This is a genomic window from Sphingomonas jejuensis, assembly GCF_011927695.1.
In the GTDB taxonomy this organism is placed as follows: domain Bacteria; phylum Pseudomonadota; class Alphaproteobacteria; order Sphingomonadales; family Sphingomonadaceae; genus Sphingomonas_K; species Sphingomonas_K jejuensis.
In genome coordinates, this window is sequence record NZ_JAATJE010000002.1 from 707,715 (window position 1) to 720,418 (window position 12,704).

Consider the following 12,704-nt stretch of genomic DNA (forward strand, 5'->3'; position numbering starts at 1 on the left):
GACGGAACGGCGGTGCAAGCCGGTGCGCGCGTCAGTCTGCGAAGGGATCCTTGACCAGGATGGTGCTTTCCCGCTCCGGCGCGGTCGACACCAGCGCGACCGGGCAGCCGATCAGCTCCTCGATCCGGCGGACATATTTGATCGCCTGCGCGGGCAGCTGCGCCCAGCTCTGCGCGCCCGCCGTGCTCTCGCTCCACCCGGCGAAGTCTTCCCAGACCGGCTCCACCCGGGCCTGATCGGCGGCGTGGGCGGGGAAGTGGTTCAGCATGCGGTCGCCCAGCCGGTAGCCGGTGCAGATGCGGATCGTCTCGAACCCGTCCAGCACGTCAAGCTTGGTGAGCGCGATGCCGGTGATGCCGCCGACCGCGACGGCCTGCTTCACCAGCACGGCGTCGAACCAGCCGCAGCGCCGCTTGCGCCCGGTGACGGTGCCGAATTCATGCCCGCGCTGGCCCAGCCGCTCGCCCGTCTCGTCGTCGAGCTCGGTCGGGAAGGGGCCGGACCCGACGCGCGTGGTGTAGGCCTTGGCGATGCCCAGCACATAGCCGACCGCCGACGGGCCGAGGCCGGAGCCCGACGCCGCCGACCCCGACACGGTGTTGGACGAGGTGACGAAGGGATAGGTGCCGTGGTCGACGTCCAGCAGCACGCCCTGCGCGCCTTCGAACAGGATGCGGCGGCCTTCGCTGCGCGCCTGATTGAGGTCCAGCCAGACGGGCTTGGCGAACGGCAGCGCGAACTCCGCGATCTCGGCAAGCTCGCGCACCAGCGCATCCCGGTCGATCGACGGCTTGCCGAACCCTGCGCGCAGCGCATCGTGATGCGCCAGCAGCCGGTCGAGCTGCGGCCCGAGCGTGTCGAGATGCGCCAGGTCGCACAGCCGGATCGCGCGGCGCCCGGCCTTGTCCTCATAGGCCGGGCCGATCCCGCGGCGGGTGGTGCCGATCTTGCCGGCGCCGCTCGCATCCTCGCGCAGCGCATCGAGGTCGCGGTGAAAGGGCAGGATCAGCGCGCAGGTCTCCGCGATCGACAAGGTGCCCGGCGTGATCGACAGGCCCTGGCGCCGCAGCGTCTCGATCTCCGACGCCAGGTGCCATGGGTCCAGCACCACGCCGTTGCCGATCACCGACGGCGTGCCGCGCACGATGCCCGACGGCAGCAACGACAGCTTGTAGGTCTGGCCATCCACCACCAGCGTGTGGCCGGCATTGTGCCCGCCCTGGAAGCGGACAACCATGTCCGCCTTTTCCGCCAGCCAGTCGACGATCTTGCCCTTGCCTTCGTCGCCCCACTGGGCGCCGATCACCGCCACGTTCGCCACCGGTCGTCCTTTTGCTGATCCCGCACGGTCCACTATTGAAGGGGGAGGGCGTCGTCGATCACATATTGGCCATGCGCCGCTGGTCCCTCCTTCTTCTCGCCGCCGTCGCGCTGGTGGTGGCGGCCGGCATCCTGCTGCGGCGCTCCTGGCAGGGCCCGAGCCCGGCCGTCTCCGTCGCCTACGGACTCGACCCGCGCCAGCAGGTCGATGGATTTGTCGCGGCCCAGCCCGGCGAGCGCCGGCCCGCCATCCTCTATGTCCATGGCGGCGGCTGGGACGCCGGCGACCGGGTGAGCGGCGGGGGCGACAAGCCTCCTCGGTTCGAGGCGGCGGGCTGGCGCTGGCTGTCGGCGGGCTACCGGCTGGTGCCGGGCGCCACGCTCCCCGATCAGCTCCGCGACCTTGTGGGGGCGATCGCCGCCGTCCGGCGCGATGCCGGACCGCTCGGCGTCGATCCCGACCGGATCGTGCTGGCCGGCCATTCGTCGGGCGCGCATCTGGTCGCCATGCTGGGGGCGCAGCCGCGCTGGCTGGCGGAGGCGGGCATCCCCGCCCGCGCCATCGCGGGGGTCGTCATGCTCGATTCCGCCGTGCTCGACGTGCCGCCGCTGATGCGCAGCGCTCTTCCCGGCATGATGCCGCACCATGACAGCGCGTTCGGCGAAGACCCGGCCTTTCAGCGCGCGATGTCGCCGATGACGCACGCCGGCGACGGCGACGATGTCGGGCGCTGGCTGCTGGTCGTCGACGCAGGCACCCCGTCCGGCGTGGCGCAGGCCGAACGCTTCGCCGCTCTCCTGCGCCGCGGCGGGGCGGATGTGACGATCGACCGGGTCGCGAACTCCAGCCACGGCCGCATCGAGGCGGAGTTCGGCCTGCCCGCCGATCCCCTCGCGACCGACACGCTGCGCTGGCTCGGCCCCGCGCGGCGCGAGCCTGTGCGTTAACGACGGCCGAACTGCGTCAGCGGCGAAGCGCGGCCGCCAAACATCCGAAAGCCTGAAAGGTCATGCCGGCGGCGGGTGCGGCGCGATCAGCCGAGCAGTTGCGGCCCGTCCTCGGCGAGGCGGTGGGTGCAGTCCAGCAGCGCGGGGTCGCAGTCGTCGTCGATCGCCGCAACCGTGATCCAGCCGTCGGCCCGCGCCGCCGCCGCCGCCGCCGGCCGGTGGCCGATCGGCAGGAACAGGCGCCCGCGCGTTCCCGTCGCCGGGGCCGCGAACAGCGGATCGGGGTAGAGCGACACGCCCACCGCCGGCTCCTCGCGCCCGTCGCCGTGCAGCACGGTGTAGCTGCCGCCCCGGCCAAGCTCCGCCCCATGCCCGTCGGCGAACAGCGAGAAGCCGAACCAGCTCTGATACTCAAAGCCATGCCGCTCGGTCGGGTCCAGCGTCAGGCGCACCTCGTCGCCCAACGGTGCCACGATCGCCTCCAGCCCCGCAAGCCGCGTTTCGAACAGCGTGCCGAAGTTCAGCGACCGCAGCCGCGCGACGGCGTCGGCGAACGGCCCCGTCGCCTCCAGAAGCGGCAGGTACCCGCCCGCGCCGGCCGCCACCAGCGCGCCGGCATCCTTTGCGTCCAGGATGGCGCGCACCCGTTCGCGTTTTTCGGGGCCGAGCGGCAGCGGCCCGGCCGCCAGCAGGTCGACCAGGTCCGGCAGCGTCAGGTCGATCGACAGCCCGGTGGCGCCGGCCGCCTGCAGCGCGTCCACTGCCACGGCCACGATCTCGGCGGCGGCCGCCACCGTGTCGCGCCCGATCAGCTCGGCGCCCAGCTGGGTCAGCTCGCGCGCGGGGTTGAGCTGCCCGCCCGCCAGCCGCACCACGGTGCCGGCATAGCAGAGGCGCAGCGGCCGGGGCGCGCCGGCCAGCCGCGTGCCGGCAATCCGCCCGACCTGCGGCGTGATGTCGGGCCGCAGCGCCAGCATCCGGCGCGACGCCGGATCCAGCACGCGCAACAGGTCGCGCGCGCCGGCCGATTTCAGCCGCCCGACCAGCGCTTCCTCATATTCGGCGAGCGGCGGGGCCACCCGGCGGTAGCCGCGCGCGCCGATCGCGGACAGCGCCGCCGTCATCGCCTGTGCCGCCGCTTCCGCCTCCGGCGGCATGCGGTCGCGAAATCCTTGGGGCAGCAGGCTCGATGTCATGCGCGCTCCATACAGGCTGGACGCGCCGCATCCAGCCTGCACGTCGCCTTGGCCGCCCCCAACGGCCGCCGCCGGCGTCAGAACCTGAGTGCGCGCGCGGTCTTCACGCCCGGCAGCGCGCGGACCCGCGCCAGCAGCGTCTCGTCCACCGGATCGTCGACCGACAGCAGCAGCACCGCCTCGCCGCCCGCCTCGCGCCGGCCCAGGTGGAAGGTGCCGATGTTGACGCCCGCCTCGCCAAGCGTGGAGCCTAGCCGCCCGATGAAGCCCGGCGCATCGACGTTGACGACGTAGAGCATGTGGCCGTCCAGATCGGCCTCCACCTTCACGCCGAAGATCTCGGTCAGCCGCGGCGCGGCGGACCCGAACAGCGTGCCCGCGACCGACCGTTCGCCTGCGCGGGTCGTCACCGACACGCGGATCAGCGTGTGGTAATTGCCTTCGCGGTCATGGCGCACCTCGCGCACGTCCAGCCCGCGTTCCTTCGCCAGATAGGGCGCGTTGACCATGTTCACCGTTGCCGAATGGACGCGCATCATGCCCGCCAGCACCGCGCCGGAGATCGGCTTGGGGTTGAGGTCGGCGGCGGCGCCTTCCAGCTCGATCGACACGGCGGTCGGCGCGTCCTCCGACAGCTGGCCGACCAGCGTCCCCAGCTTTTCGGCCAGCGCCATGTAGGGCTTCACCTTGGGCGCTTCCTCGGCGGTCAGGGATGGCACGTTGAGCGCGTTGGACACCGCGCCCGTCGTCAGGAAATCGGCCATCTGCTCGGCGACCTGGATGGCGACGTTGACCTGCGCTTCCGTCGTCGCCGCGCCCAGGTGCGGCGTCGCGATGAAGTTCTCGGTCCCGAACAGCACCGACTCCTTGGCCGGCTCCGTCTCGAACACGTCGAGGGCGGCGCCCGCGACCTGGCCGCTGTCGAGCGCGGCCTTCAGCGCCGCCTCGTCGATCAGGCCGCCGCGCGCGCAGTTGATGATGCGGACGCCCTTCTTGGTCTTGGCGATCGCCTCCGCCGACAGGATGCCGCGCGTCTGCTCGGTCAGCGGCGTGTGCAGCGTGATGAAGTCGGCGCGGGCGAGCAGCTCGTCCAGCGTCACCTTCTCCACGCCGATCTCCAGCGCGCGTTCCGGCGTCAGGAAGGGATCAAACGCGATCACCTTCATCTTCAGGCCGTGCGCGCGGTCGGCGACGATCGACCCGATGTTGCCGGCGCCGATCAGGCCCAGCACCTTGGACGTCAGCTCCACGCCCATGAAGCGGTTCTTCTCCCACTTGCCGGCCTGGGTGGAGGTGTCGGCGGCGGGCAGCTGGCGCGCGAGCGCGAACATCATGGCGATGGCATGCTCGGCCGTGGTGATCGAGTTGCCGAACGGCGTGTTCATCACGACGACGCCGCGCGCGGAGGCGGCCGGCACGTCGATGTTGTCGACGCCGATGCCGGCGCGGCCGACAACCTTCAGGTTGGGCGCGGCATCCAGGATGTCGGTCGTGATCCGGCTCGACGACCGGATTGCGATGCCGTCATAGTCGCCGGCGATCGCGCGCAGGTCGTCCTGGCTGAGGCCGGTCCGCTCGTCCACCTCGACACCCGCCGCCCGGAAGATCTCGGCGGCCTTGGGGTTCATCTTGTCGGCAATGAGGACCTTGGGCATCTTCATGTCCTTTGAACAGATCTGAATGTGCTCCGGCGAAGGCCGGAGTCTCAAGGGATCGGGCACCGCAATCGGTCACCCTGCGCTCCGGCCTGCGCTGGAGCCGACGCTGCGCTATCCCGCCCGTGCGTGCGCCCAGGCCCAGTCGAGCCAGGGACCCAGCGCCTCGATGTCGGACGGCTCCACCGTCGCCCCGCACCAGATGCGGATGCCCGGCGGCGCGTCGCGATATCCGGCCAGGTCGAATGCGGCCTCCTCCTTTTCCAGGAGCGCGGCCATGCGCTTGACGATGGCGGCCGCCTCGTCGCGGTCGATGCTGCTGTCGGCGAAACGCAGGCAGACGCTGGTGGTCGACCGGATCGCCGGATCGGTCACCAGATGGTCCAGCCAGTCACGCTCTGCCACGACCCGGTCGAGCGCGGCGGCATTGGCGTCGACCCTGGCGATCAGCGCCGGCAGGCCGCCGATCGACTTCGCCCATTCGAGCGAGAAGATGTAATCCTCCAGCGCCAGCATGGACGGGGTGTTGATCGTCTCGCCGCGGAAGATGCCTTCGATCAGCTTGCCGCCCTTGGTCATGCGGAAGATCTTCGGCAGCGGACGGTCGGGGGTGTAGCTTTCCAGCCGCTCCACCGCGCGCGGCCCCAGGATCAGCATGCCGTGGCCGCCTTCGGATCCCAGCACCTTCTGCCAGCTGTAGGTGCCGACATCGATCTTGTCCCACGGCAGCGGCATGGCGAACGCCGCGCTGGTCGAATCGGCAAAGGTCAGGCCCTGCCGATCGTCGCGGATCCAGTCGCCGTTCGGCACGCGCGCGCCCGACGTTGTGCCGTTCCAGGTGAAGATGACGTCGCCGTCCTGATCGATCGCCGACAGGTCGACGATCTCGCCATAATCGGCGCGCATCACGGTCGGATCGATCTTCAGCTGCTTCACCGCGTCGGTGACCCAACCCTCGCCGAAGCTTTCCCAGGCGGCGACGGTGACGGGGCGGGCGCCCAGCATCGACCACATCGCCATCTCCACCGCGCCCGTGTCGGACGCGGGCACGATGCCGATGCGGTGGGTGTCGGGCAGCTCCAGCACCTCGCGGCTGAGCTCGATGGCATATTCGAGCCGGCTCTTGCCGATCTTGGAGCGGTGCGAGCGGCCGAGCGATCCGGTGGCGAGCCGGTCGAGCGACCAGCCCGGCGGCTTCGGGCACGGCCCGGACGAGAAGGACGGATTGCGGGGCTTGATCGCGGGGCGATCGGGCAGGGCTGCGCCGGGGGCGCGAAGGGTGTCGGTCAACTCAGTCTCTCCTTGCAGAGAGCACGCGCCGCGTTGGGACGGCGTGGCCCGTCGACCGCGTTACTGCCTGCCGCCGATCCTGGCAAGCGCCGCGCATCGGCACCGACACATCGAGAAACGATAAAGTTGTTGACGGCCATGGCAGCCTAGAACATATCGATAAACAGAAACAACGTAGCGAGGATCGATATGTCACGGTTCGGAACGGGATTGAGCAGGGCCCTCTACGTGGCCATGCTGGCGATCATGGGGCTGATGCTGCTTGCGGCGCTGTTCGGGGCCATCATCACGGTGGTCGCGCTGGTGGATCCGTCCGCGATCGAGGGGCTGCGCGCCCGCATCAACGGGCAGGACGTCTACATGCGCCAGCCCGAACTCGCGCTCACCGTCGGCCTCATCATGGCGATCGCATGTACCTTCTTCGTCGCGGTGCTGTGGCAGCTCGTCGGCCTCCTCAAGAGCGCGGCCTCCGGCCAGCCATTCACGGCGGACAATGTGCGCCGCCTCAGGATCCTCGCCGCCCTGTTCGTGACCATGATGCTGGTGCAGTTGGCGACGCTCATCATGCCCGTGATCGCGCAGGATCTGCTCAACGCGCGCGCGCTCCGGCTGGACCTCGGCACGCTGTTCGCGGCCCTCCTGTCGCTGGTGCTGGCGGAGGTGTTCCGCGCGGGCGTTGCGCTGCGCGAGGATGTCGAGGGGACGATCTGATGCCGATCCGCGTCAATCTCGACCGCATGCTGCTCGACCGCCGCATGTCGTTGACCGAGCTCGCCGGCCGGATCGACCTGACCCTTGCCAACCTGTCCATCCTGAAGACCGGCAAGGCGCGCGCGATCCGCTTTTCCACGCTGGAGGCGATCTGCCAGGCCCTCCAGTGCCAGCCGGGCGACATCCTGGAGCATGTCGAGGATTAGCCCCGGTTGACGATTGCCTTGGTTGAATTCGGGACAGGTGTTTTTGCGAAAGTTGCGGACTCCGGCACGCAAAAAGCGTATGACCTTCTCGTGCTGCATTGGGGAATGCAGAAGCATTCGGGGGGAATGTTCACATGAAATCAGCGATCCTGTTCGCTGGGCTGGGCCTTTCGACCGGCCTGCTGTCGACGCCGGCCGTGGCCGCACCCGTGCTGTGCAGCACGGGATCGGGCATCAACCTTGTATCGACGGGCTGCTACGCCAGCGGGAACGACAGCGAATCCGCGGTCGAGGCCGCGATCCGCGCCGCCACCGGCATCACCACCGACATCACGCTCTACGGAAAGAGCGACGACAATGCGGGGCTGTTCGCGTTCAATCCCGTCAACCCAGCAAACACCCAGTCGGGCACGTGGGACGTGCTCAACAACAGCGTTCTGATCAGCTTCGTATCCGTCAAGGCGGCCAACAATTTTGCGGTGTACCAGCTCGGCGGGTCGGGTGCGAATTCGGGCAGCTACAGCTCCAGCGGCCTCCTGACCAACAACGGCCGCAACCAGGCGGACGTGTCGCACCTGAGCTTCTGGACCGCGCGCGTGGCGGCCGTGCCGGAGCCTGCAACCTGGGCCATGATGATCGCTGGCTTCGGGCTGGTCGGCGGCGCGATGCGTCGGCGCATCGGAGCGGCCGTCACCGCCTGATCGCGGTTCGGACCGGGCGAACGGAACGGGTACTGCGACAAGCCGCGGTGGCAAGCGGGGCGGACCAGGCTATGGTCCGGCCCGTCCTCCTGTCCGGCTGACCTCGCCCGTTGCGTCTTCTCTCCCTTCTCCTCTTGATCCTGCTGGCCGCGTGCAGCGGCGGTGAGCGCAGCGCACCGCGGCCGCGGCGCGACGGGCTGCCGCCCGCGTCGCGCCCCGCGCCGCCGCCGGCGGAGACCGCCGCCTGCCTTGCCGACCTGCAGGGCCTCGGCGTCCGCTTCAATCCGCTGCCCGACCGCCGCTTCGCCGGGCAATGCACCGCGCTGGGCGCCGTGCAGCTGCTCGACATCGGGCTGCCCGTCACCAACCTGGGCGCGATGACCTGCCCGGTCGCCCGCACCTTCACCCAGTGGGTCAAGAACGGCATCCAGCCCGCCGCGCGCGAGATCCTGGGCACGGAGATCGTCCGGCTGGAAAGCATGGGCACCTACAGCTGCCGCACCATCGCCGGCTCGGCTCGCCTGTCGGAACATGCGCTGGCCAACGCGGTCGACATCGCGGTGTTCGTGATGGCGGACGGCCGGCGGGTGAGCGTGCTGAACGGCTGGGCCGGCGCGTCGGCGGAGGAGCGCGAGTTCTTGGCGGTCGTCCACCGCTCCGCCTGCCGCCGGTTCCGGACCGTGCTCGGCCCCGACTACAACGCCGCGCACCGCGACCACCTGCACATGGACATGGGGCGCGGTCCCTTCTGCCGGTAACTGGACCGTCGCATCAAAGCCGCTAGAAGCGCGGCCATGACCAGAACCAGAGTTCCCGCGCGGGTCTACCCCAGCGCCGCCGAAGCCGCAGGCGAAGCCAAGCAGCAGATCACCCACACGCCGCAGACCGAGCATCCGGCCTACAAGCTCGCCTTCCAGGACAACGACTTCCTGCTGCGCGACGACCTTCGCCCCGTCCGCTTCCAGCTCGAGCTGCTGAAGCCCGAACTGCTGCTCGACGAGGCGCAGATCGGCTCCACCTTCGTGTTCTACGGCTCCGCGCGCATTCCGGAGCCGGACAAGGCGCAGGCGCTGCTCGACCTCGCCACCGACGACGATGGCCGCCGCATCGCCGAAAGCCTTGTCGCCAAGTCGCGCTATTACGACGTCGCCCGCCGGCTGGCGCAGATGGCGTCGGGCATGGAGCGCGATACGGAGGGCAAGCGCCACTTCGTCGTATGCTCGGGCGGCGGCCCGTCGATCATGGAGGCGGCCAACCGCGGCGCGCAGGACGTCGGCGCCGAGTCGATCGGCCTCAACATCCTGCTGCCGCACGAACAGGCGCCCAACCTCTACGTCACGCCGTCGCTCTCCTTCCAGTTCCACTATTTCGCGCTTCGCAAGATGCACTTCCTGCTGCGCGCCCGCGCCGTGGCGGTGTTCCCGGGCGGGTTCGGCACGTTCGACGAAATGTTCGAGCTCCTGACGCTTATCCAGACGGGCAAGGTCGCGCCCATCCCGATCCTGCTGTTCGGGCGGGAGTTCTGGGAGCGGGTCGTCAATTTCGATGCGCTCGCCGACGAAGGCGTGGTGTCGCGCCGCGACCTCGGCCTGTTCCGCTATGTGGACACGCCGGAGGAAGCCTGGGCGCATGTGCAGGACTGGTACGCAGAGGATTGAGGGCGGCGGCGGGCGCCGCCGTCAGGTCACGCGCGCCTTTTCGGCATAGCGGGCCGCACGCCAGCGCCCGTCGGCCATGATCGCGCCCAGCGTCTCGGTCGCCCGCCACACATCCTCGAAGCCGGTGTAGAGCGGCGTCAGGCCGAACCGCAGCACGTCCGGCGTCCGGAAGTCGCCGATCACCCCGGCCTCGATCAGCGCGCTGTTGATCGGCCAGGCCTCGGGGTGGCGAAAGCTGATGTGCGATCCGCGCCCGGCGGGATCGACGGGCGTGATGCAGTGGAGCCCCGCCGCCTCGCCGCGGGCGCGGAACAGATCGAACAGCGCGGCCGATTTCGCCTCCAGCGCCGCCATCGTCACGCCGTCAAAGGTCGCGATGCCGGCCTCCAGCGCCATCAGGCCCAGCACCGGCGGGGTTCCGCACAGCCAGCGGTCGATGCCGTCGGCCGGGCGGTAATCGTCGGTGAAGGCGAACGGCTCGGCATGGCCGAACCAGCCTGACAGGGGATTGGCGAGCCGCGCCTGGTGCCGCTCTGCCACGAACAGGAAGGCCGGCGCGCCCGGCCCGCCGTTCAGATATTTGTACCCGCAGCCGACGGCCAGGTCCGCGCCCGCGCCGTTAAGGTCCACCGCCACCGCCCCCACCGAATGGCTGAGGTCCCACAGCACGGTTGCGCCCATGTCGTGCGCGGCCGCCGTCACCGCCGCCATGTCGAACCGCCGGCCGGAGGTATAATGCACGTGCGTAAGGAGAAGGAGCGCGGTGTCCGCGTCCAGCGCGTCCGCGATGTCGTCGCGCGCCACCACCCGCAGCCGCGCGCCCGGCACGGCGGCGACCGCGCCCTCCGCGACATGCAGGTCGGTCGGGAAATTGCCCGCCTCGCTCAGCACGGTGGTGCGCCCGCCCGCCGCCCGCAGCGCGGCCACGATCAGCTTGTAAAGGTTGGCGCTGGTCGAATCGCATGCGATCACCTCGCCCGGCGCGGCGCCGATCAACGGCGCGATGCGATCACCGATGCGGCGCGGCGCCTCGACCCAGCCCTCGTTCCAGCTGCGGATCAGTCGATTTCCCCAGGCGGTCTCCACCCCCGCCGCCATCGCGCCCGGCGTGGTCGCGGGCAGCGCGCCCAGCGAATTGCCGTCCAGGTAGATGACGTCCGGTGGCAGCCGGAACCGCGCGCGGACGCCGCCCAGCGGATCGCGCGCATCCGCGGCCCGGGCCTCGTCGCGGGTCATGGCCGCGCCGTCCGCCCGGTCGCCCGCTCGATCGCCGCCACCGTGCGCGCCCAGGCGGCCGTGGTCGGCGCGACCAGCTCGACATGACCTGTGCCAGGCACGATCTCCACCGCCACCCGGTCGCCCGCCGCGCGCATGTCGCGCTGGTATCCGGTTGCGAAATCGGTCGGGATGATGCGGTCGGCATCGCCGTTGACCAGCGTCTGCGGCACGCCCAGCGGCGCCAGCCGCGGGATGGAGATGTCGGCGAGCGGATCGGCCCGACCCGTGCTGATCAGGGCTCGGACCGGCTCGGGGCCGCAGCCCTGCGTCTCCGCTGTGGCCCGCGCCAGATCGGGCAGACCGCCCAGGCTGACGACATGCGCGATCGGCAGCGGGTCGGCGGTCCTCAGCGCGCTTCCAGCCGGCAGGCGAGGTCGTCCGGCCAGCCACAGCGCCAGGTGCCCGCCCGCGCTGTGCCCCACCGCCACGATCCGGCCCGTGTCGAGCCCCAGCCGCGGCCCGTCCGTTCTGAGGCGGTCCGCCGCGGCGGCCACGTCCTGGAAGGTGCCGGGATAGCCGCCGCCCGGCCGATCGACGCCGCGATAATCGATGTTCCACACGGCAAAGCCGCGGGCACGCAGGTCGGCGGCGATCGGGTTCATGATGCTGCGGTCGGCGATCGCGGTGGTCCAGCATCCGCCGTGCACCATCAGGACGGTCGGGTGCGGACCGGGCCCGGCGGGACGCCAGAGGTCGATCCGCTGCATCTCGTCGGTGCCATAGGAGATCGTCTGGTCGGGCGCACCCTGCGGCATCGCGGCCAGATCGTCCCAGGTCATCGGCGTCGGCGCCGCCGTCATCGCGGCGCAGCCGGGCAGCAGCAGGATGGGGAGGAGAGTGAGGCGCATCGTCCCGACTGTCCGCACGAAGGCATGCGGGTCAAGGCCGATGGGCCGATCGATGGCCGATCAGCTCCACCACGCGACCCGGACGGACCCGGCGACGGGCAGGGCCGCGCCAGCCATGCGGGCCGAGACGACCCGATGCCGGCGCGCGGCGGTCGTTACTTGGTCAGGCCCTGGTCGGCCGCGCGCTCCTGCGCGGCGTCGTCCTGGCTGGGGGCGCCGGGGGCGGGTGTCGCCTCAGACGAGTTGACGTCCGCCGCCTTCTGGCCGCCGGTCGGCGCTGCCTCGGCGCCTTCGGCCGCGGAGTCGGCCGCCGGCACCGCCGCCGGCAGCGGCGCGGGCGCGTCGCTCTGCTGGTTCAGATAGGCGATGATGTTGGCGCGGTCCTGCGGATCGCTGAGGCCGGCGAAGGTCATCTTGGTGCCTTCGGCGTAACGGCGCGGCGAGGTCAGCCACTCGTCCATCGCTTCCCAGGTCCAGGTGCCCGGAACCGCCTTCAGCGCTTCGGAATAGGCAAAGCCGGGAACATGGCCGTGCGGCTTGAACATCGCGCCCCACAGGTTGGGCCCGATGCCGTTCGGCCCGCCCTTGGTGGCGTTGTGGCAGGCGGCGCACTTGGCGAACACCTGCTCGCCCTTGGCGACGTCCGCATTGGCCAGGCGATTGGCGATCGGCTCAACCGCGGCGGCACCGCCCGCGCCCTCTTCGACCACGCCCTCGATCGGGTAGCCCATCGTCTCCGGACGTTCGGAATGGAACGCTTCGGAGGCCACGATGCCGGATCCGAGCGCGACGATCCCGGCGGCAAGAACCCATCCCGCGATCGTGTTGGTGCGATTGTCCATGACGCGCTTTGAAACCCTTGCCGCGAGAAGAGGATGTAATGCCTGAGAGGG

The 12,704-nt window shown here is 70.5% G+C and carries 13 protein-coding genes; 6 read left to right on the top strand and 7 right to left on the bottom strand.

The features are described from left to right. Window positions 1–31: 31 nt before the first annotated feature. Entirely contained in the window at window positions 32–1,321 is a 1,290-nt protein-coding gene (locus tag GGR88_RS13115; protein WP_167955735.1) for an adenylosuccinate synthase, read from the bottom strand. A 71-nt stretch (window positions 1,322–1,392) separates the two neighbouring features. Between GGR88_RS13115 and GGR88_RS13120 the strand changes: the two genes are divergently transcribed. Beyond that, window positions 1,393–2,268 (top strand): alpha/beta hydrolase, encoded by an 876-nt coding sequence (locus tag GGR88_RS13120; protein WP_167955737.1) that lies wholly within the window; start codon window positions 1,393–1,395, stop codon window positions 2,266–2,268. Window positions 2,269–2,354: 86 nt separating this feature from the next. Here the strand turns inward: GGR88_RS13120 and GGR88_RS13125 are convergent, their stop codons facing one another. The 3 genes from GGR88_RS13125 to GGR88_RS13135 all read right to left on the bottom strand — a co-directional run bounded on the left by GGR88_RS13125 (window position 2,355) and on the right by GGR88_RS13135 (window position 6,409). Then, entirely contained in the window at window positions 2,355–3,464 is a 1,110-nt protein-coding gene (locus GGR88_RS13125; protein ID WP_167955739.1) for an ATP phosphoribosyltransferase regulatory subunit, read from the bottom strand. A gap of 77 nt (window positions 3,465–3,541) precedes the next feature. Continuing rightward, entirely contained in the window at window positions 3,542–5,119 is a 1,578-nt protein-coding gene (gene serA, locus GGR88_RS13130; RefSeq protein WP_167955741.1) for a phosphoglycerate dehydrogenase, read from the bottom strand. Window positions 5,120–5,233: 114 nt separating this feature from the next. Continuing rightward, window positions 5,234–6,409 (bottom strand): phosphoserine transaminase, encoded by a 1,176-nt coding sequence (locus GGR88_RS13135; protein WP_167955743.1) that lies wholly within the window; start codon window positions 6,407–6,409, stop codon window positions 5,234–5,236. 189 nt (window positions 6,410–6,598) lie between these two features. On the opposite strand from GGR88_RS13135, the gene GGR88_RS13140 reads away from it, so the two are divergent. The 5 genes from GGR88_RS13140 to GGR88_RS13160 all read left to right on the top strand — a co-directional run bounded on the left by GGR88_RS13140 (window position 6,599) and on the right by GGR88_RS13160 (window position 9,685). Beyond that, a complete protein-coding gene (locus GGR88_RS13140) occupies window positions 6,599–7,120 on the top strand; it encodes a DUF2975 domain-containing protein (protein ID WP_167955745.1) in 522 nt (173 codons plus the stop codon). Next, window positions 7,120–7,326 (top strand): helix-turn-helix domain-containing protein, encoded by a 207-nt coding sequence (locus tag GGR88_RS13145; RefSeq protein ID WP_167955747.1) that lies wholly within the window; start codon window positions 7,120–7,122, stop codon window positions 7,324–7,326. Before GGR88_RS13140 ends, GGR88_RS13145 begins: the two co-directional genes overlap by 1 nt. Window positions 7,327–7,460: 134 nt before the next feature. After that, window positions 7,461–8,027, top strand: a complete 567-nt coding sequence (locus GGR88_RS15430) for a PEPxxWA-CTERM sorting domain-containing protein (RefSeq protein WP_167955749.1) — start codon at window positions 7,461–7,463, stop codon at window positions 8,025–8,027. Window positions 8,028–8,161: 134 nt separating this feature from the next. Further along, complete coding sequence (locus GGR88_RS13155; RefSeq protein ID WP_245196955.1) at window positions 8,162–8,785, top strand: extensin family protein; 624 nt, start codon at window positions 8,162–8,164, stop codon at window positions 8,783–8,785. 36 nt (window positions 8,786–8,821) lie between these two features. Next, window positions 8,822–9,685 carry an LOG family protein gene (locus GGR88_RS13160; RefSeq protein WP_167955753.1) on the top strand — a complete coding sequence of 288 codons (864 nt, stop codon included), beginning with the start codon at window positions 8,822–8,824 and terminating at the stop codon, window positions 9,683–9,685. 21 nt (window positions 9,686–9,706) lie between these two features. On the opposite strand, the gene kynU is transcribed toward GGR88_RS13160, so the two are convergent. The 3 genes from kynU to GGR88_RS13175 all read right to left on the bottom strand — a co-directional run bounded on the left by kynU (window position 9,707) and on the right by GGR88_RS13175 (window position 12,653). Further along, window positions 9,707–10,921, bottom strand: coding sequence for a kynureninase (gene kynU / locus GGR88_RS13165; protein WP_167955755.1), 1,215 nt, complete (start codon window positions 10,919–10,921; stop codon window positions 9,707–9,709). Beyond that, window positions 10,918–11,811 carry an alpha/beta hydrolase family protein gene (locus GGR88_RS13170; protein WP_245196956.1) on the bottom strand — a complete coding sequence of 298 codons (894 nt, stop codon included), beginning with the start codon at window positions 11,809–11,811 and terminating at the stop codon, window positions 10,918–10,920. Before GGR88_RS13170 ends, kynU begins: the two co-directional genes overlap by 4 nt. Window positions 11,812–11,966: 155 nt before the next feature. Next, on the bottom strand, window positions 11,967–12,653 hold the full coding sequence (locus GGR88_RS13175) for a c-type cytochrome (RefSeq protein ID WP_167955757.1): 687 nt from the start codon (window positions 12,651–12,653) through the stop codon (window positions 11,967–11,969). Between the last annotated feature and the right edge of the window lie 51 nt (window positions 12,654–12,704).